Source organism: Erysipelothrix aquatica, assembly GCF_009828825.1.
Taxonomy (GTDB): Bacteria; Bacillota_I; Bacilli_A; order Erysipelotrichales; family Erysipelotrichaceae; genus Erysipelothrix; species Erysipelothrix aquatica_A.
Genome location: NZ_WTTA01000004.1, coordinates 22,473 through 42,367, shown reverse-complemented (window position 1 = coordinate 42,367; position 19,895 = coordinate 22,473). Strand labels below are relative to the sequence as shown.

Here is a 19,895-nt window from a genome sequence, read left to right as displayed (position 1 = left end):
TAATATTAATAGTTAAGGTATCCGACTACCTGTGAAAATCAAAGGCTCGGCACAGTAGGACTCATTAAAGAGTCACGCGCAGTTTAAAAGGCTGCAAAGGTTATCCGCCTAGAGGGAGTAGTCACTCTAAAGAGTTAGGGTATCGGGATCCCTGGGGAAGCTCCAAAAATCGGCATGTAGTGTCATCTACGGGTGATAAGGGTTAACAATTAAACAAAAGACCCACAAAGAAGGACATCTAAATGGTGTCCTTTTTTCTATTATCTAAACTTGTGAGCAAATCTGCTCACGCCTATTATATTATATATAGATAAGGGGTGAAGTTGTGTGGTATAGAATTGATGAAAACTATTTGAATCATCTCAAAGAAGAAGGTGATGAACGGATACCAGACCAAGATTATGGTATTGACAGCTATAAACCGTTTTTCAAGCTCTTCACAATCAAAGATATGACGTATGTTACACAGATTAATCACTTTAGAAAAAGACATCTTCATATACGTGAAGACTTAGATTTTACTAAATTAAAAGATAATACAGGAAAAATACTTGGAGTTGTCAATCTTAACTATATGTTTCCAGTCTTAGAAAAACATCTCACAAAAATGGAACAAAAAGACATTGAAGCTACCGTCTCCCAGAAGTGGAGTGATGAAAAAGTTCAAAGTTATATGAATATGTTAGAAATAGAAAAACAACAAATCTACGACAGGAATATTCATGAGAAGGCAGTCTTGCTCTATAATGAAAAACAACTCAATCGTTTAGACCCGTTCATGAATAAACGCGTACTCGATTACACACATCTTGAGAATAAATGTGTCGAATATGAACTACATCAACATTTTGATAAAGAAGAAATATCAGTAAGCTCATCAATGGGCTTAATTTTTGCAGATGTAGATGATGAACGCTACACCATCAAATATGATGATATTAACCGACTTCATTTAATAAAAGAAGTTCATGAAATAGCTTTGGAACTTGATAAAGATAAATCGATTGAAATTGACATCTCAAAAGATGGTGGTAAATTATTGTGAGCAAATTTGCTCACGTTTTATTTTGGAAAGGAGAAGTCACGTGTCACTTATTGAATATTTAAACACGGTTACCGTTGAAGAGGTTAGTGAGTCATTATCTCACATCGCTAATCAATTTGGAGAAGTTGTAGCTTTTGGATTTATGATTCTATTTCTAATTATTATCTTATTGTTAGTGGTTTTATGGAATCAACGTAAAAATAGAAAAAACATAGAACTGATTCTAAAAAATCAAATTACAATCTATGAACGAATTGAAAAAAGAGAGGAGCTTAATTCATGAAAAAAGAATCCAAACAAGAAATTAAACACGAAGGTGTAATACTGCTTGATATTTATGACCTGGTTACGAAAGAAGAATATGACACGATTGATGTTCAGGACTCAAGCGTAAAAGAAGAAATTTACGCGCATGAAAGTGGTGAGGAGTCATGACACAAAAAATTAGACTAAATTACGCTCAACAAAAACTAGTAGATCGTATCCTTGAACGTCTTCAAGAAGGTGAGATACCTTGGAAATCACCTTGGAAACACGTTAATGTCGTACCTTACAATGCAACCACCACTACAAAGTACAAAGGATTCAATCAAGTATCTTTAATGATGGAAGCTTTTTCTAAAGGATATCAAGACCCACGCTGGTGTACCTTCAAACAAGCAAAAGAGAAGGGTTGGAGAGTTAAAAAAGGGGAACAAGGCGTAAGCTTGTATTATCCGCTGCTCTATAATCATGAATTGAAACGCTTCTTGACTGCAAAAGACTTTGAAGGATTGGATGATAAACAAAGTGGCAAATTAAAAGCAGCATCAACACTTAGAGATAAATCATTTACAGTGTTTAATGCAGAACAGCTTGTAGGGATTGAAAAACTACCTCAAGCTGAACTTGCAGGTGTTCCATTTATTAATTTGATTGTACAACAAGTGATTACAGACTTAGAAAAAAATATGGATTTAGTAATTGAACATGAAGAACAAGATCGTGCTTACTATAATACAGTTGATGATAGGATTATGATGCCTCATCAAAAACAATTTCTCAGTGAACAAGGATACTACGCAACACTCTTCCATGAAATATCTCATGCAACAGGACATGAGGCGAGACTCAATCGAGATTTAAGTGGTAGTTTTGGAAGCCCTGAGTATGCTCAAGAAGAATTGGTTGCAGAATTCTCATCACTCTTCTTATCTCAAAAACTAGGACTTCCACAAGAACAAAGTGAAATCGACAATGGGAGCGCCTATATAGCCTCGTGGATGAAAGTTTTAACAGATAACCCAGAAGTATTAGCCCTATCTATAAACAAAGCAAATCAAGCTTACAACTACGTCTACGATAAAGGGAATATTAAGTCACTTGAAGATGCTTTAGATAAGATACATGATGATGCCAAGGAAAATCTCAAAAAAGTACGTCACAATTATGATAAGAGCGATAAAGTCGATGTAGAAGTCCTGAAGCGTGATGTATTAATTACAGATTATGCTCAACTTGAACTAGGACTCAATCTAACGCAACATGGAAAAAACAGAGTAAGTACGCAAGAACATGATTCTCTGGTAATTTATACCGACAAAAATGATTTCTTTAGATACTCTACTCAAACTGGAGGCGACATTATTAACTTTGTAATGCACTTCAAAGAACTAGACTTTAAAGAAGCACTTAATGATATTCAAGGTTTTTATCAAAAGTATCAGCCAAGTGTTCAAGAGACAAAGACACTAGATGTACCAAAAGATGAAAACATCATTGGAACAATTGAACTTCCTGAACCTGCAAAAAATAATAAGAAAGTCATTAACTATTTGTCTCAAACTCGTTGCCTTCCAGTAGGACTCATTCAAGATTTTATTGATGAAGGTTATCTTTATCAAGACAGTCATGACAATTGCGTCTTTGTGGGTAAATTTGAAGATATGAATGTTAATGCAGTAAGAAGAGCTGCAAACAAATCAAGTAACTTTAAAGCAGATGTAGAAGGATCATACAAGCAGGGTGGATTCTACTATGGCAACGATTCAAAAACTCTGATTGTTACTGAAGGTGTTATTGATGCAATGTCTTTGATGGCAATCCGAAGTGACTATAAGTCGTTTGATTATTTGTCAGTGAATGGTGTTGGCAATACGCACAATGCACTCAAGTTTCAAATGGACAAACGAGAAGGAAAAGAAAAGTATGACTGTGTAATTTTTGCGCTAGATAATGATGATGCAGGACAAGACGCCACTTTGAGAGCTATCAAGTTTATGAACAATGAATATCCTGGTATCGAAGTAGAATACACTTATCCAGAATCTAAAGATTGGAACGCAGAATTAATCCATCAAACAAAAAAGCACGATGACCCTACATATCAACATCATCACAGTGTCTCTTATGAAGTAGGAGGGAAATCAATGTGCTGAAGGTTGTAGGGTTTGTATCAAAAAGAATCGATTTAGTTTACGCGATTGAAGGGATTGAACCAGTCCCTTTAATTGCTCTTCATGTCTTAACAGATGATGGATTGATAAAATTAATTGCAATGGGAGATCAAGCTCAAGATTTGTTTGAAGAAGCAAAAAAAGGAATGAAGATTGAAGTCTCCTACGATGATACAGAAACATGGAATGCTCTTCCTGATGGAGATACACCATCACGAGGGAAAATACTTAACTATAAATTATTGTCGTGAGCAAATTTGCTCACGATATTTTAAGAAAGGAATTTATTCATGAGAGCGAGCATTAAACAAAGAAACGATTTGATTCAAAAAATGATTGATGAAGGTGGTGAGCTAATGTGCTTTAAGAAGTAAGAAGACTCTATGATATTAATGGCAATAAGATATACTTTGATGAAAACGGAATGCCTGTTAAACGGAGTATATGGATTGCAGCAATAAAAAATTGTGTAGGAATAATAACACCACTTATTTTATTCAGTTTAATGATTCTATTGCTTGGGAATCTAAACAATTACGAAGCAATATTTTCTAACCAAAATCTAGGAAGTGCAGATGAAATTAGGGAAGTAATGAATATCCTAATTTTAGTGATTATAGCAATAGGAATACTTTTAAGATTGATGTTTTATATGTTTATGAAGATTAATAGTGAATACAGATTCCAAGTAACTTTATCAGATGCCCTAATAACAACATTTGCTTTTTTCTTTATTATGACTCTTGCTCCGATAATGACAATGATAACAAAAATCATTTTAGTCGCAGTATTATCGTCATCGATAATATACAAATTCGCTAAACGATTACATGGACTCTCTACTCTTAAAACATGGAATCCTGATAGATTAAAGTATTATGATGGAGGATGAGTGAAAATAATTGACACCATTAGAACCGAATGACACAATCCTATTTTTGTTTGAAACCACAATTTATCGATGACCCGATGACTTGTGACGGCGAAGCCGAAATGTCAGACTCACTTTACGTGAGTATCGGGAAGTGAGAAGCGCCGCAGGCGAGAAACGAAACTAAAAATTGCAATTTAAGATGTTTGACCCATTCACAGTGTGAATGGAAAAAGCGGCTCATATCCGTGAGCAAATTTGCTCACAGAAAGGAGGATTGAAATTTATGGGAATGTACACAGAGTATGGTGCGAAAATTAAATTGAAAAAGGAAGTCATCCCAGAAGTCGATGCCATGATACGAAGCATAGATACTGAGGCTGACTTCTGGAATGATGACAAAGGGAATATTTATCACTTTTCAAAAAGAAAGAGTATTCGTGAATATGCCAAAGACTTCAGGGCGGGATTTATTAAATTAGAAATAGAAGATGATGTGTTAATTGCTTATGGTGATTTAAAAGATTACACATCAACTATAAATAAGTTTGTTGAATCGGTTATTTCAGAATTTGCGGAAGATATCATTTTTTCATACTCTCATTATGAAGAAGATACTGATGATAGATTTGGAATTGAATACAAACTGAATTGCGGGAATATTATTAAGACTACCATATCAGAATCAAAATGTATTGAGAAAATTAGAGAATATAATATGTATTCGGATTATGTTAGAATTGGCGAAGAGTTGGATGGCTATAAAGAAAAACTTTAAGTTATTGTGAATATTATCTATGTGAGCAAATTTGCTCACTAAAAAATCCAAGGTGTACGGTTGATGAATAATAGAAAAGAAAGAAATTTTTGGTATGAAGCAATTAGTGAATTATATCGAAATGATTGGGATCATACAAAAGATCATGCAATGGTGATATTAGGAATTCATGATCCAAAATCACCAATACTAATTTCTATATTGACGAGTATAAATCATATTGAGAAAAACCAAAAGCTAATTGATGCAGATGAATCCTAAGGAATAATTGGTGTTAATCATATGATTTATTCTATGTCTTGAGTACGAGCATAAGGAGTTTGTAACACAAGTCTGTGTTACAACTCGGGAGAAGAAGTGGGCAACGCCCACTTTTTAAGTGCATAAAGAGATGTTTACAAATCAGTGTTTTTTTGTAAACAAATAATGGGAGGTAAAAATGATAAATACAAATAAAGTTTCTGCATATAGATTTAATCAGAAAACAAAAAATATGTTGGAAAAAATAGTTGCTTATGAAAATGCAAAAGTAACAAACAAGAAAAATAAAGTTGTCTTCAACGAACGTGAAATCGTTGAACGTGCAATAGAGTCACTTTACTATCAGACGTTTTCTGATAGTTCAATGCAATCAGTCGTGCCGAAAATATGGACTGAAGTTTCAAACAAAGCAGGACTTATGATTGAACCCTTAGTTCTAAGATTTGCACAAGTATTAAATATTATTACTTTAACAGAAGAAGTAAATCGAGAAATGATTGCTGTGTTAATGAGACAAGCAGGATTTGATATAGAACCCCTGTATCGTCCAAATAATATTTATGATCTTACAGTTGAAGATGAGATTATTTTTGAAACATTTAGAGCTGCTATTGATAAAAAAAGTCGTGAGCAAATTTGCTCACAAGGAGAAAATCATGAATAAACAAGTTAGGCAACACAAGCAATTTCGATTAAAGAAAAAATACATTGATATGCTAGAAGAGATTGTTGAGTATCAAAACAACCTTCCTGAATTTAAAGAAAGTGGAGCAATCAGAAATGATAGGGCGGTCATTGAAGATGCCATTGAATATTATCACGCTTATGTAATGGGTGGTGATATGTTTGATTCCCTAATACCTGAAGTCGTTGAAGATATCGCAAAAAACATTAATGAAAACTTGAGTGATTTTCTAGACACTTTAGAACCTGCATTACAGAACCAACTAGAAATCCAAAGCCTAAACAAAGAAATGTTAGGTGTAGCGCTTCGACAAATGGGATTTGAAATTACCAATATTGATGAAGAAGAACTACACGCTCAATCGAAAGAAAATGAGATTGTATTCTTTGAGTTTGAACAAGCACTAAACAAAAAGAAAAAAATGAACTAGTAAAGGAGTTTAACTTATGTCAAAACCACATCTTGTAAATATGAATATGTTTCTTGAGAAAGGCAAAGCTTTTCCAAAGAAGTTAGATCCTGAAGGGAAAAAAGGACTCGTAACAACAGAGTCGGCAATCGGGTATTCAAAATATACAGCTCGAAGTAATTCAAATGAGAATACTTTTGAAAAAGTAGATTTTGCACCAGGTGGTTATTATGATTATACAAACAAAAGATTTGGAGCAACACGTACCTTTACCAATGAAGGATGGAAAGATAGCAATCAAGACCTCAAGCAGTTTCGGAATTATGTTGCGAAACATTTTCAAGATGATGGTGATATTCTTTGGATTCCAGTTCAATCATATAAAGACTTTACGACTGCAAACCAGTATGGGCTTTTCACGCAAGAAGATTATGCGGACATCACGAAGAAAAGTTTAGATCGTTTCTTTAAGTATGTTGGACTTGAACCTAACAACATGATTTGGTGGATGAACTATCATAACAATAAAAATCATCCCCATGTGCATCTTGCTTTTCTCGAAAAAGATAAGACGCGTACTAAAGGTACGTTCACACAAGAAGAGCTTATTCAGTACAAACGTTTTATTTTAACTGAGATGAAGGAACGGGAACGTTTAATATTGGGAAACGATAATAAAATGCTTGCTACGTTTAAAAACATAGATTTTGAAAAACAAGCGATTAAGAGCAATGCGCTTGACCTCATTAGCAGCAAACACAGTTCAAACATTAACTCATTGATCGTTAAGTTATCTCAAAAACTTCCCGATACAGGACGACTTCAATATGGATCATCGCACATGATTCCGTATCGAGAAGATATAGATATTATTGTCGAACATATTCTACATCATGAGAAAATACGAAATGAATATGACGCGCTTAAAAACACCTGGTTAGAGCTGGATGATGATTATTCCAAAACCTTAAATGAAAACATTACAAACATGGTTGATGCAGAAGATGGTAAACTCAGAAAGCAAATAGCTAACCTAGTTCTAAAAGAGATTAAGAACAAGACGTTCGCTGATGTTGAATATCATGAACCATCTGTGAGCAAATTTGCTCACGAAAACGACAATGATGAAATATTATTGCCTTATCATTTAAATGCAGATGATTTCATTGAGGAAGATGTAGCCGATATCGAACCAATAGAAAGCTCGTTTGAAACACCAGGTGCTTTTATGGAATGGACACAAGACTATAAGTCAGCATTGGGCTACCTTTATGGAAGTATGGAACAAGAACGTGATTTGTTAATTGCTAAAGAGATGCTACAAACAGAATCCAACAAAGGTAACGTTCTTGCAACGCATGACCTTGCAAAAACAATCCTTTTGTTAAAAGAAGAGAACGCGCAAGGAAAAGCCTTTGATTTATACAAAGAGTCTTTAGAAACGTTTGAAATACTTTTGATTGAGAATGAACTCAATCGTGATGACCCATCTAAAGAGAAATCCTATAAATATATGTTCAAGTATCTCAGTTATCGAATTGGAAAAATGTACCTATATGGATTAGGGACTGAAGTGGATTACGAACAAGCGATTAGAAACTTAGCCAATGCTGATAATAAGTATGCCCTTTATTCTTTAGGGACACTTTATGAACGAGGTTTGGTAGTGAAAAGTAATATACAAGCTGCAAAGAATTATTATCTCAAAACAGCAGAGAAAGAGAATCCTTATGGAAGCTATGCTTATGCGCGACTTAAAGAAAAAGATAATGTCACTGTATCGCAAGACTACTACACTCAAGCGTATGAAGGTTTTAAAAAGATGCTAGAATCAACTAATGACGACCAGTTACATTACAAGGTGGGTATGATTCTTATTGATGGTAAAATGGGTCATATCGATATACCTGAAGGAATTAAACATCTTAATAAAGCAGTACTGAGAGATAATGAGTATGCGAAGGTTCAATTTGTTAAAACGGTTGAAAAGTATCAGCTTGAAGACAAACTTGAACAAGCTAGTGAACTCAAACAAGAGCTTCTTAATAACAACAATCAATCGATGTTATATTATGAAGGATTTAAACTTACCAAGAGTGAAGACGTTCATGAATTAATGGAAGGGATACAGTATCTTAAACGTATTGAAGACCATGAAGACGAAGATAGCGCATGTTATCGCTTGTATAAGAGTTACCGTGACTTGGACTCAGAACAATCATTTCACTATCTAACCTTAAGTGCAGGGCATGATAATGAATACGCGTTATATGATCTTGCGAAATATCATGAAGACAATGACAATGTTGAAATGTCTCAGAGACTTTATAGAAAGTCATTCAATATCTTTCTCTTGAAAGCAAACGAAAGTAGAAGTGACATTTTTACACATAAACGACTGGCGCATATGTTTGAGAAAGGCAAGGGAACAGATATTGATATCCATAAAGCACTTCAATATTACCAATTCGCCTATGAAGCAGGGGACGTTAAAACAATCTATGACATATCACGAGTCATCCTTCAAAATAAAATGATTAATAATTATAAGGACATCGAACAAGAACTCAGTGCATCTGAATTTAAAAATGATCCTAACGCACTGTACTGGAGATCACGAATTTATCTGGATAAAGAATCAGAATTCTTTGACTTCAATAAAGGAATAAAGCTTCTCAATAAAGCTTCAGAATTCAGCGATGAACCTTATATTAAACAGTCAGCGGACTATTATCAAAACATAAAATCAAATAGTGGGTATTCTGGAAGCGTACTGGATTCTACTTTATCTCTGATTAAACGCAATGCGAAACAGAATGAACGTTTACTCGAGCGTGGACGTGAAGAATACTTAGAAGACGGATTAGAAAAAGAGAAAAGAGGGAAATCACTCTAATGAAAATATTAAAATGGTTATTAGAATGGCTGGTAATGGCGGTCATTCTTTTTTTAGTGATGCTCAACATCCTTAACTGGTTTGAATTTGTTCTCCCAGCAGTAGAGGCTTCTGCATCATCAATACACTTTTACACCTTTGATATTAACTTAATGTTTGAACCACAATATAGAAGTTATCTTGTTGTGTATACTTTAATGGTTGGTATTGGGTTTGTAATATCTTTGTTTAATAAGATTGATTATCAGCGTAAAATTGGAGTCAAAACTTCCTATGACAAGAAGAGCTATGCGCGGCTTCTTACAAATAGAGAGCGTCGTAGAGGGACAAAACTTGTACGTTATCAACCTTATACTTTAACGCGTCTTGTCAATGTACCAAAGTATGTTGAAACACTTGATATTATCAAACAAAAGTTACTTAGTTTACTTGGGCTTGGAAGATTACTTGATCGAGAAGATGAATCAGTCAGTAAATCAAGAGAAATTGTAATAAGACAAGGTGATGTAACTGAAGAAGGTTTTTGGAAGTCTTGGCTTCGATTTAAGAGCATCTTTTCAAAACGCTATAATAAAATCGCACATCATTTCTTACTTCCAGCAACAAAAATATGGAATGAAGTAAAAACAGACAAAGATGGAAATGAAATCATAATCGGTGGACTTCCTGTCATGGCAATGCGACAGTACTTTCTTTATGGTAAGTTTGATAAAGTGTTCTTTATTGATGGTGATCTTCATACCTTGTTTGTTGGTTCAACAGGACGTGGAAAAACATATACCTACGTATTACCAATGATGTATAGCTACATTGCAGCTGGCGAAAATATCGTTGTGCATGATCCAAAAAGAGAAATTGATGCTTATACTCGCAAAAAGCTTGAAGAGAATGGCTATAACGTTATTGTAATCGACTTTGTAGACCCTTTACAATCTGATGGATGGAATCCTTTGGAAGTTCCATACAAGGCTTGGAAAAAAGCAATTGATGATGAATTTGCAAAAGACAAATGGAAATATGATGAAGAAACAGAAACTTACACTTCAGTCCAACTTATTCCTGATCGTTTGTCTTCTGATTACCAGGTACAAGAAAAACACCTTGAGACCATAACGATCACTAAAGAAAATAAGTACAAAGAAGGGTACAAGTATGCAAACGTCAGTGATGCAACGGAGCTTACAATGGCAGTTGCTCAAGCGTTGACCTGGGAAGAAGATGCAAAAGACCCATTCTGGCATGAAGGTGCAGGAGATATGTTTGCAGGTGGTGCTTTATTTGCAATGGAGGAAGGTATTGATGAGTATGTTAATGCTAAGACTGCTCGATACCTTATTGAGCTGGGAGATGATGCTGATGAGGCGGGTGTACCACTTCTTAAGAAATACCTCCGTAAGTATCGAGACATTGACTCAGAATCGACACGTAAGCTTGCAACCTATTTGAATGCTGATGGGAACACCAAGCCATCGTTAAAATCCGTATTTATGAACAAGGTATCACTTTTAACTGCTAACGATAACATTATGAATATGACGTCAACGTCTACTTTTGATATGGAACAAATTTTTAGAGAAAAGACTTGTGTCATCTTGAAGACTCATGATGAACGATCTACCTACTATCCACTCGTAACAATCTTTTTTAAACAACTTTATGAGGTAGGGATTAAGGTAACGCGCGAACGACCATCTGAGCAACGACTCGAAATACCGATGAACTGGATTATTGATGAGTTTGGATTACTTCCTGAGATTAAAGACATTGAGGCAATCTATGGTGCTGCTCGATCTCGTAGTTTTAGAATCAATGCTTTCATTCAAACCTTTGAACAACTTCAAGATAAGTATGAGCCAAATGTAGCTGCAATCATTGAGGATAACTCATCGAACGTTATTTACCTGGGTTCTCAATCCGTATCAACTCGTAAACGATTTAGTGAGCTTGCAGGGAATGAATTAGTCTATGATAAACGTAAGAAAGACTATATTTCAAGACCTGTCATAACTCCAGAACGTTTAAGATTATTTGAAAAAGGACGTTCCCTCATTAATACGATTGAGTGGAATCCGTATATTGCGAAACTACCACCTTATACGCGCTACTCTTTTGCGAAAAAGGCAGCATGGGAGTTTAAACCAGAGATATCAAAAACTTCTGAATACTTTAACATTCAAGTCGAATGGGTAAGACGTAATAATGAAGCCAAAACAAAGCGAAAGAAACAACATCAATCTTCAGGGGCAAAGGAAACCAAATGGAGTGATACCGAAGGCAAAACAAAGACAGTTTCAATGTCTAAAGAAATATAATGAAAACCCGTAACTTTTTTTATTGAAGTTACGGGTTTTTTGTTGTGACTGTGTTATACTAAAAATATATATAAAGGAGGAACTGTCATGTTAATTACGACAACAGAGTCAGTACCAGGAAAAGAGTACGAAATTATAGAGACAGTGTTTGGCATCACTACTCAATCAAAAAATATGTTTAAAGACATAGGAGCAGGGTTTAAAAGCATGGTTGGCGGTGAAGTAAAATCATATACCGAGATGCAAGAAAAAGCTCGTAAAGATGCAGTAGATAGAATGCGTGAAAATGCGATTTCCTTAAATGCAGATGCAATCGTTATGGTTCGCTTTGACTCTTCAACTATTGGTGGAGATATGCAATCAGTAATTGCTTATGGTACAGCCGTTAAATTTAAATAATATTTAATTAGTTGAAGACACCACGTAGGTGTCTTTTTTTGTTGTGGGAAAATTTACTCGCAAGATTATTCAATGATACTTGTATTTCTTATCGATTCCCAGGGTAAAGATAGGAACATCCGCAAATCCTTCAAACTTACTGCTAATACTATCAAATAAGTTGCCATACTTATCTCTATCATTGAGTTGAATAGTTTTTATCTTGCATTTTAAGAATGAAAGTTGAAGAACAGTGTCAATTTCGTTCTGTGTCATTTGAGGAAGTTCTTTTACTCTCTTATTTGTCGTTTTCTTATTTATATTAGTAGATTGCACTAATTCATCCAACGCAAAAGCAATACCTCACTTAAATCTAAAAGGGCGATCGTGATAATCGTTGTAGTTAGTAAATTCCTTTTTATTTTTTCTCATAGTCATCATCTTTTTTGCAATACCACTCACCCACCAGCGCGACTGCCAACTAAAGCGCTTCTTTCAATTGCTCATCCAACTTTAAGCAACTGCTTAAATATACAAACATTGTGGATCCATATTTTCCATTATGGTGTTGGTGACTTCATCACCCGCACTCGTGCATTATACATCTAATTATAGAGTGACGATCCAATCGGATATGCGCAAAAGCATTGCATTTTCTTTTTGTAAGATTGAACCGAAGGATTCAATCTTTTTTTTAACCATCACTCTGAACCTTTGCCACCCGTACCTTACCACTTGTCGTTACGATTTCAAAATTCGTAAATTTTTATTAAAAAGTAAACCCTTTTTTTGAATAAAATTTTACTCTCAAGCATCATTCCATCACAGATCCATTCGCTATGCTCATCCTTCAACCGCACTCGTGCGACTTACGGTCAGTGATTCCATGTTGTTTTGCAATCTCTCTTTTCCAAGTGGTGCGGATTGGGTGGCAAAGGAATTAAAACCGAATGCCTAGAAAGCAAAGCGAAAAACGCTTGTAGGGTGTAAAGTTATGGGTTTAGACCATAGAATTAGTGTTAAAGATAGAAGTGGCGAATTATTGAAAGAATACTGGTTCAGAAAAGTCAATTGTCTTCAAGGGTATATGGAGGTAAAATACAAGGTTGAAAACTGTGTTGATGAAATAATGACGTTTGATGATATTTGTTATTTGAATGACGTAGCAATAAAAATACTGGAAAGCCGTTCGATTGAACTGGGTAAAGTATTGTTGCCAATTCAAACAGGTTTCTTCTATGGAAACTATGAGTATAATGAATTCTACTTTGATGATATAGCGACTGTTTTAGGAGCAACGTCTGATATCCTAGAAAACTTCAATGAAAAAGACCATCACCTTGTATACTGGTGTTGGTACTAAAGCAGATAGATAATTCGAACGTAAAGGTTGTATAAATTGAGTATATAAGGAGCAAGAAAATGAGTAAAAAATATATTGATGATTTTATAAAACTACCAGTAAGCAAAATGGCTCAAAAAATGAGTGATATTACGTATTTACATGAACATACTGAAGTACCTAAAGCCCATTATCAAAAAATACTTCAGCGAGAAGTGATAGAAATGATGGCACAAGATAGCACGATGGAATGTGTATTATTAAATGCGGTGCTAGGCCAATTACTATCGCTTCAAAAAGAGAGTCCGAAACTCTTTCTAAAAGCCTTAGTGTGTATGGAAAAAGGGATTAAAATTGAGAACATGAATAATCGTATCTTTGATAGTTTAGAAATTACGTATCAAGAGTGTGAACATCATAAAGAGATATTGAATGAAGATATCAGTGCGTGTTACGATTATCAATTCGAAAATCATAAAAAAGTAGAAAACGAAGAAGGAAACGATAAGACCTTGTCTTAATTGAATACATTATAGAACCCGTGAGTGGCTGCATTCACGGGTTCTCTTTGTCTTAAAAGAAAAATCTCGGGGTCACCTCGTTGAAAATTCTTCCAATACACTATTTTAAAGACCAATCACCACGTTCTTTTATAACGGGTGTTCCACCACGTAATACTTTAAAATCAGTGTATCTAATTTTCAACGAGACGACCCAATGATAAGATTTTATAGAATGTTATCAAAGTCTCTTAAGTATCTAAACGAATCTTATTTTACAAGACTTAACATGAACATTGGCAATTTGACGATAATAGACTATACTATAGCCATAATACACTGTAGTGAAAAGGGAGGATATATGAAAAGCAAAAAGATATTTATAACTTTTTTGGCATTAATGTTAATGATTGTATGGGGATCTAATCCAATTGGTGCGGCTACATCAACCGCGAACGGAGAAACCGTGAGAAATTCATCTGATGATGTTAATGGGATCAATAAACTGCAAGCAAACGAAATACAGCCCATTGTAGAATATAGCTTTGACAATTCAACGTTTATTGACTTGAAAGGAAACTCAGAACATTTTCTTTTTAGCTCAGAAAATGATGGTTTTAATAGAAATAACAATGAGAGCATATTTGGCGTAGATGATATTGGAAGTTACTGGCAATGGAAATCATCTCTTCCAAGAGGAGGAGGTTTCCAAGTTAAAATAGATAGAGAGATTAAAGCTGAGTATGCAATAGGTATGAAGTTTTCCTTCGATGATGTAAAGGGTATATGGAAAAAAATCATTGATTATAGGAATTCAACTTCTGACCGAGGATTTTATCTTTATAATGATGGCTTATTGCAATTTTATCCACATACCGCAAGTAGTTACAAAGTATCCGATAATGAAGTAGTTGATTTGATTGCAATTAGAAAAGTTGAAGATGAAAATGCAGTATTTACCGTCTATTTAAGAAATCAACAAGGAGAATTAGTCAAACAACTAGAAATTAGAGATAATAATAAAGATGCAATTCCTGTTGTAACAGAGGACGGTAAAACAATTCTGGGGTTTTTCTTTGATGATATAATTACTGCTCGAGAAGCTACTTCAGGAGGGAAAATTTATCAATTGACAATTTGGGATAAAGCAATAAGTGTGGAAGACATTCTTGAAAAAATAGATAATGGTATAGTCAATGTTAATTATAAAGATAAACAGGGAAACATCTTAAAATCCGAACAAATAGATGGACAAGTTGGAAGTCACTATAATTCTTCAGCATTAAATTTCGAAGGATACCAATTATCTGAAATGCCAGCAAATGCAAGCGGTCTTATAACAAAAAACACACAGACGGTAGATTTCATCTATGATAGAATCTATACCATTACTTATACTGACGGATCTAACAATAATGCTTATTTTGAAGATCAAGTTTTCGCCAGCATTGTGGAACAAGAAGAAACGCCTAAATTTAACGGTGAACCGATACGAATTGGATACAGTTTCGACGGTTGGGAACCAACAATTAAAGAAACTGTTACCGAAGACTATGTGTACACTGCTAAATGGAATATCAATCGATTTATGGTTAAGCTTGAAACAGGAGAAGGGACAGCTGTTGAACCGATAATGGTAGAATATAATAAAACTTTCCCTCAACCAACGAATCCGTTTAAAGAGAATAGTATTTTTAAAGGGTGGTATACGGACGAATCGTTAACACAAATATATGATTTTACATTGCCTGTAACCATGGATCTAGTGTTGTATGCCAAATGGGATAAGGTTGCAAGTGATGACAAACCATTACCACCCGTTGAATCTGATAAATCAACTGATTCAAACAAGCCAATCGCGCAAGTAAATCCAACAGAAAATCACGGACAAACTCCAGGTGAAACACTTCCAAAAACTGGAATTGCAAATACTCAATTAATCGGTGGCTTAATAGTTACGTGTTTAGGAATAGTAATGATTGCATTTAATAAAAGGAAGGATTAAGAGGATAATCATTTAACTACATATCGAGCAGATGCTCGATATGTAGTTAGTACGATAGTATTGAATACACAGAAAAGCACCGCTTATTTGTACAAACACTTCTAAGAAGAACATACAATAAGCGGTGCTTTTTGATTGCGTGATTCAATATAAATGATTTAATAACACTCTTGGACTGATTCAAGTGCTAAGAATATAAATGATTCAGATTAATTTCATGCGCTACAGATAACAACTGTTCTTTTAAGAATAAATTATCTGTATTTGTAATTATTTATTTTTTTGAAAATAGCTATATTATAAATTGTTGCTATCAGAGAGGCTACTGCAATCAAAAGAGAAATAACGTTGCTAAAAGTAATGTTGCTTATATCAAATGAGAGCGCAAGTTCGTGAGTAAAAAAAGCAAAAATAACTACGAACACTATTGCGAAATTCAAATTGTCTTTCATAAAATTCCTCCCTTTTCATTACAGTGTATTATGGTTATAGTATAATCTATTATCGTGGAATTGCCAATGTTCATGTTAAGTCTTGTAAAATAAGATTTGTTTAGATACTTAAGAGATTTTGATACCCTTCTATAAAATCTTATCATTGGGTCGTCTCGTTGAAAATTAGATACACTGATTTTAAAGTATTACGTGGTGGAACACCCGTTATAAAAGAACGTGGTGATTGGTATTTGAAATAGTGTATCGGAAGAATTTTCAACGAGGTGACCCAATGATAAAAAATATAATGAATGATATAATGTATTTAGCAAACATTACGATAAACATATAAGGAGGATTCAAATGAATCAAGCAGAAAAAGGAGCACTCACTATTATTCTTTATGGAATTATCTTTTTAACAGTTGGGAAAACTCTATAAACAAAGATATGCGAAGTCACGTTATTGCTTTAAAATTTAAAAAAAGGCGAAATTTCATGAGAAAACATGGACATAGAATTAAAGATGTAAACCGTACTTGAATGTTTTAGTTTGACTCGAACAGAAAAAACCACAACACTGGTTTCATCCTGCGCAAACGGAACAAAATGAAGGGGGGAATGTTGTGGCTTTAAGTTCCCAGAAAGAATATCTAAAATGATAACGAGGAAATATATCTGGGAATGCTCTAATGAAGGCATGTATTTGGATACATAAATTCATTATGTAGAGACACCTCGATTATAGATGGATATTGCTTTTCTATCAAGTGAAAGTATTGGTTTTCACAAAAGTTTTACATGGAATCTTGCTGTTTGAAAAAATGCTAGGATATGAATGTACCAGAAAAAAACGAGAACTCATCTTTATACATTATAGTCATTAAACTTACCAGGTTGGTAAAAAGTAATACGGAATAAGGGTAGCCTTGATCCCTTTAGCTCAGGTTCATAAGCGTACTTTGTGATTTTATCTGCCTTGTTTCTATAGTGCTATAGCGATAAAACATCGTATACCGTTCTATCTTCAGTCATAATTCCAATGATTGAGATTTCATTATCGAAATCCCAATTTCCCCGATTATAGATCCTATCAATTTTTAAATGTACCTTAAGTTCTTTCAGTGTAAAAAAATGTCAAGTCATCATGAAGTTCTTTTTGTATATATAAGCCAAAACATTCTATAGTTTATGCTTTTTGTAATTGAACAGTTCAAAGTTAAACCCAGGATACAGTTCAATAATATCTCTTTGATCCTAATTTATAGTTACTGTATTATACTTGACTGATGTGTGCGAATGGTTCCATCGGTATAGGAAAAGATATAAGGCTACATATATCTGAAGAGGAGACCTATAATAGAGGTCATGTATTAGAAAGTAATTAAAAATAATCTAAGTTCTAACACTTCACTATATTTGCCTCTTAATTCTGGAATTTTATTGAACACAATAATGAATAGTATAATTGGCATAAATCATGTGTTCGAGTGCAAAAACATTGAAATTATAAAAATACTAATAAAGTGTTGACTCTAAATCAATAAAAATATTTGGCAATTTTATGACAATAGGTTATAGTGTAATTGTTAAATGGTGGATATGGGCCATTTAACACTGTATAGATCGTATAGGGGCAATCTATACTCTTCCCTGGCGCATATTTATTATAATGAATATGCGCTTTTTTATGTGAATTTTTGAGATTGATAATTATCGAGATAAGAGTAGTTAATAATCATTTTGACGAGATTAACCAAAATTTGAAGTTCACCTAATTCTTGGCAATATCTATGCATTTAAAATTGTGTAATCTGAAATATACTTTGTTTCGTATTTTTAAAAAACTTGAAATAAAGAATTTAGTTTTCTTCTACACTGAAGTAAATAGATAATTTAGCCAACATATTATATTGATTGGTTGATGTTATATTTTCTTATTTACCCATATTATTTCAATCTTGTCATAGTTATAAGAAAATCAGTTTGTTTTGCGTACATTGATTCATTTATTCCGCAATATAGTTAAACCAGTACTTAGATGAAGTCTATAATAATCTAAGCTAATTAGAACAAAAGTGACATAGATGTTACTAAATGAAATTCGTATATAAATTATTAAAAACATTAAATAGCGAACTCGCTAAATGGTCAAGTAGACGTAAATCGATTAAATTAAGTTGAAAATATGAATATTTTCAACTTAATACGCAACAATACAGTTGAAAAACAAAAATGTATTATCTATTTCTAATGTAAAACTTGACAAATCCAAAATGAAGTGAAATAATTCTAGTTGCAAATGATTCGCAACTAGAAACGATGAAGCACGAATTTCGGAAAGGGAAGGCTTGCAAGCAAGCTTAACAGAGATGTATTGCTGGATGAGTATCGAAATATGGATAGTCTACAAAAGATTGCTAATATCCTTCATAACCGAACCAAATATTAAAATTGGAGAAATCATTAACCAGCGTAGAAAAGAGATTAAAATTGATTAGGGGCATAAATTTAAGCAAGACTTTATAAGCCAAATCTAATTAATATCATACTTTCAAAATTAATGATAGTTTCCGGATCGCGAACAATAATAAGGAGTAATCGAAAATGAAAAGTAAAAAGAAAAATTCAATATTAATTATTATAATTACATTGATTCTTGTTGGTTGTTCTAATAAAAGTAATGTTAGTGATGAATCGTATCATCAAAACAATATTATAGACAAGGATCAAGGAATAGAAAAATCAAATTCTAATCCACGGATTGTCGCAGGTAGTAAGACGATTGCCGAATATTTGGCGGTTTTTGATCAAGAATTAGTTGGTGTTGCAGAACAAAAGGATTTACCAAGTCGATATGTAGATGTAGTTAAAGTTGGTTCTCCAAGAAAATTGAATTTGGAGATGATACTAAGTTTAAAACCTGACTGGGTAATCGCAAACGAATCGGTTAAGAAGGATATTGATCCAGTTTTAAAAAATCAAAAAGTAGAGACACTGTATTTGGATTCATCAACTTATGATTCAGTTTTTGATAACATTCTTACAGTTGGAAAACTCCTTGGGAAACAAGAAAAAGCAGAGACTCTGATTAGTGAATTAAAATCTAAGGAATCTTCACTGAAACAAAAAGCTAATGCGTTGCAAGGGAAATCTGTAGTACTATTATTTGGAACTGGTGATAACTTTCAATTAATGACAGAACACACATATCTTGGCAATTTACTGAAACTTTTAGGCATGGAAAACATAGCAAAAGATGTGGGTGGTGAAGAAAATAAGTACTTACCTTTCAGTTTGGAAGGGGTAGTGGCTAGTAATCCTGATTATATTTTAACACTAGCACATGGAAATCAAAATCAGGCAAAAGCGATGTTTGAAGAAGAATTTAAAAAGCAACTTTGGAAGCAAGTGCCAGCAGTACAAGAAAATAAACTCTTTCATTTGGACGATTCAAAATATCCTGTTACAGGTAATGTTCATGTAATGGAGACACTTGAAGCATTAATGGAGTTAATGCTTCAAGTAACTGACTAAAATGTTGA

Annotated in this window: 18 protein-coding genes; 17 read left to right on the top strand and 1 reads right to left on the bottom strand. The window is 33.8% G+C overall.

Annotated elements, in window-relative coordinates; translation table 11 throughout:
- Positions 1-325 precede the first annotated feature (325 nt).
- From GVV22_RS08500 to GVV22_RS08440, 13 genes are all read left to right on the top strand, one after another.
- The gene (locus GVV22_RS08500) at positions 326-1,045 is read left to right on the top strand and encodes a type III toxin-antitoxin system ToxN/AbiQ family toxin (RefSeq protein ID WP_159649704.1); all 720 of its coding nucleotides are present in this window, start codon (positions 326-328) and stop codon (positions 1,043-1,045) included.
- 40 nt (positions 1,046-1,085) lie between these two features.
- Positions 1,086-1,328, top strand: coding sequence for a hypothetical protein (locus GVV22_RS08495; protein ID WP_159649703.1), 243 nt, complete (start codon positions 1,086-1,088; stop codon positions 1,326-1,328).
- Positions 1,325-1,480, top strand: coding sequence for a hypothetical protein (locus GVV22_RS08490; RefSeq protein WP_159649702.1), 156 nt, complete (start codon positions 1,325-1,327; stop codon positions 1,478-1,480). The genes GVV22_RS08495 and GVV22_RS08490 overlap by 4 nt, the downstream gene beginning before the upstream one ends.
- On the top strand, positions 1,477-3,462 hold the full coding sequence (locus GVV22_RS08485; protein ID WP_159649701.1) for a zincin-like metallopeptidase domain-containing protein: 1,986 nt from the start codon (positions 1,477-1,479) through the stop codon (positions 3,460-3,462). The genes GVV22_RS08490 and GVV22_RS08485 overlap by 4 nt, the downstream gene beginning before the upstream one ends.
- Entirely contained in the window at positions 3,456-3,731 is a 276-nt protein-coding gene (locus GVV22_RS08480) for a hypothetical protein (protein ID WP_159649700.1), read from the top strand. Before GVV22_RS08485 ends, GVV22_RS08480 begins: the two co-directional genes overlap by 7 nt.
- A gap of 173 nt (positions 3,732-3,904) precedes the next feature.
- The gene (locus GVV22_RS08475; RefSeq protein ID WP_159649699.1) at positions 3,905-4,372 is read left to right on the top strand and encodes a hypothetical protein; all 468 of its coding nucleotides are present in this window, start codon (positions 3,905-3,907) and stop codon (positions 4,370-4,372) included.
- A gap of 265 nt (positions 4,373-4,637) precedes the next feature.
- Positions 4,638-5,129: a hypothetical protein gene (locus GVV22_RS08470; protein ID WP_159649698.1), complete on the top strand. Its 492-nt coding sequence runs from the start codon at positions 4,638-4,640 to the stop codon at positions 5,127-5,129.
- Between the two features lie 63 nt (positions 5,130-5,192).
- Complete coding sequence (locus GVV22_RS08465; RefSeq protein ID WP_159649697.1) at positions 5,193-5,390, top strand: hypothetical protein; 198 nt, start codon at positions 5,193-5,195, stop codon at positions 5,388-5,390.
- A gap of 178 nt (positions 5,391-5,568) precedes the next feature.
- Complete coding sequence (locus GVV22_RS08460; protein WP_159649696.1) at positions 5,569-6,054, top strand: hypothetical protein; 486 nt, start codon at positions 5,569-5,571, stop codon at positions 6,052-6,054.
- Positions 6,047-6,505, top strand: coding sequence for a hypothetical protein (locus tag GVV22_RS08455; protein WP_159649695.1), 459 nt, complete (start codon positions 6,047-6,049; stop codon positions 6,503-6,505). Before GVV22_RS08460 ends, GVV22_RS08455 begins: the two co-directional genes overlap by 8 nt.
- Positions 6,506-6,521: 16 nt before the next feature.
- Entirely contained in the window at positions 6,522-9,380 is a 2,859-nt protein-coding gene (gene mobL / locus GVV22_RS08450; RefSeq protein WP_159649694.1) for a relaxase MobL, read from the top strand.
- On the top strand, positions 9,380-11,692 hold the full coding sequence (locus GVV22_RS08445; protein WP_159649693.1) for a type IV secretory system conjugative DNA transfer family protein: 2,313 nt from the start codon (positions 9,380-9,382) through the stop codon (positions 11,690-11,692). Before mobL ends, GVV22_RS08445 begins: the two co-directional genes overlap by 1 nt.
- Before the next feature lie 87 nt (positions 11,693-11,779).
- Entirely contained in the window at positions 11,780-12,091 is a 312-nt protein-coding gene (locus GVV22_RS08440; protein ID WP_159649692.1) for a heavy metal-binding domain-containing protein, read from the top strand.
- 69 nt (positions 12,092-12,160) lie between these two features.
- Here the strand turns inward: GVV22_RS08440 and GVV22_RS08435 are convergent, their stop codons facing one another.
- Positions 12,161-12,346, bottom strand: a complete 186-nt coding sequence (locus GVV22_RS08435; RefSeq protein ID WP_159649691.1) for a hypothetical protein — start codon at positions 12,344-12,346, stop codon at positions 12,161-12,163.
- A 718-nt stretch (positions 12,347-13,064) separates the two neighbouring features.
- Here GVV22_RS08435 and GVV22_RS08430 point away from each other — a divergent pair.
- The 4 genes from GVV22_RS08430 (at position 13,065) to GVV22_RS08415 (ending at position 19,887) form a co-directional block, all read left to right on the top strand.
- A complete protein-coding gene (locus GVV22_RS08430) occupies positions 13,065-13,433 on the top strand; it encodes a hypothetical protein (RefSeq protein ID WP_159649690.1) in 369 nt (122 codons plus the stop codon).
- 59 nt (positions 13,434-13,492) lie between these two features.
- Entirely contained in the window at positions 13,493-13,933 is a 441-nt protein-coding gene (locus GVV22_RS08425) for a hypothetical protein (protein ID WP_159649689.1), read from the top strand.
- Between the two features lie 340 nt (positions 13,934-14,273).
- Positions 14,274-15,917, top strand: coding sequence for an InlB B-repeat-containing protein (locus GVV22_RS08420; protein ID WP_159649688.1), 1,644 nt, complete (start codon positions 14,274-14,276; stop codon positions 15,915-15,917).
- Between the two features lie 3,040 nt (positions 15,918-18,957).
- Positions 18,958-19,887 (top strand): helical backbone metal receptor, encoded by a 930-nt coding sequence (locus tag GVV22_RS08415; RefSeq protein ID WP_159649687.1) that lies wholly within the window; start codon positions 18,958-18,960, stop codon positions 19,885-19,887.
- The last annotated feature ends 8 nt before the right edge of the window (positions 19,888-19,895 follow it).

Coding starts and splice junctions, on each gene's coding strand:
- GVV22_RS08430 (WP_159649690.1), top strand. CDS start 13,065: ATGGGTTTAGACCATAGAATTAGTGTTAAAGATAGAAGTGGCGAATTA.
- GVV22_RS08475 (WP_159649699.1), top strand. CDS start 3,905: ATGCCTGTTAAACGGAGTATATGGATTGCAGCAATAAAAAATTGTGTA.
- GVV22_RS08420 (WP_159649688.1), top strand. CDS start 14,274: ATGAAAAGCAAAAAGATATTTATAACTTTTTTGGCATTAATGTTAATG.
- GVV22_RS08445 (WP_159649693.1), top strand. CDS start 9,380: ATGAAAATATTAAAATGGTTATTAGAATGGCTGGTAATGGCGGTCATT.
- GVV22_RS08425 (WP_159649689.1), top strand. CDS start 13,493: ATGAGTAAAAAATATATTGATGATTTTATAAAACTACCAGTAAGCAAA.
- GVV22_RS08415 (WP_159649687.1), top strand. CDS start 18,958: ATGAAAAGTAAAAAGAAAAATTCAATATTAATTATTATAATTACATTG.
- GVV22_RS08470 (WP_159649698.1), top strand. CDS start 4,638: ATGGGAATGTACACAGAGTATGGTGCGAAAATTAAATTGAAAAAGGAA.
- GVV22_RS08455 (WP_159649695.1), top strand. CDS start 6,047: ATGAATAAACAAGTTAGGCAACACAAGCAATTTCGATTAAAGAAAAAA.
- GVV22_RS08435 (WP_159649691.1), bottom strand. CDS start 12,346: ATGACACAGAACGAAATTGACACTGTTCTTCAACTTTCATTCTTAAAA.
- mobL (WP_159649694.1), top strand. CDS start 6,522: ATGTCAAAACCACATCTTGTAAATATGAATATGTTTCTTGAGAAAGGC.
- GVV22_RS08490 (WP_159649702.1), top strand. CDS start 1,325: ATGAAAAAAGAATCCAAACAAGAAATTAAACACGAAGGTGTAATACTG.
- GVV22_RS08485 (WP_159649701.1), top strand. CDS start 1,477: ATGACACAAAAAATTAGACTAAATTACGCTCAACAAAAACTAGTAGAT.
- GVV22_RS08465 (WP_159649697.1), top strand. CDS start 5,193: ATGAATAATAGAAAAGAAAGAAATTTTTGGTATGAAGCAATTAGTGAA.
- GVV22_RS08460 (WP_159649696.1), top strand. CDS start 5,569: ATGATAAATACAAATAAAGTTTCTGCATATAGATTTAATCAGAAAACA.
- GVV22_RS08440 (WP_159649692.1), top strand. CDS start 11,780: ATGTTAATTACGACAACAGAGTCAGTACCAGGAAAAGAGTACGAAATT.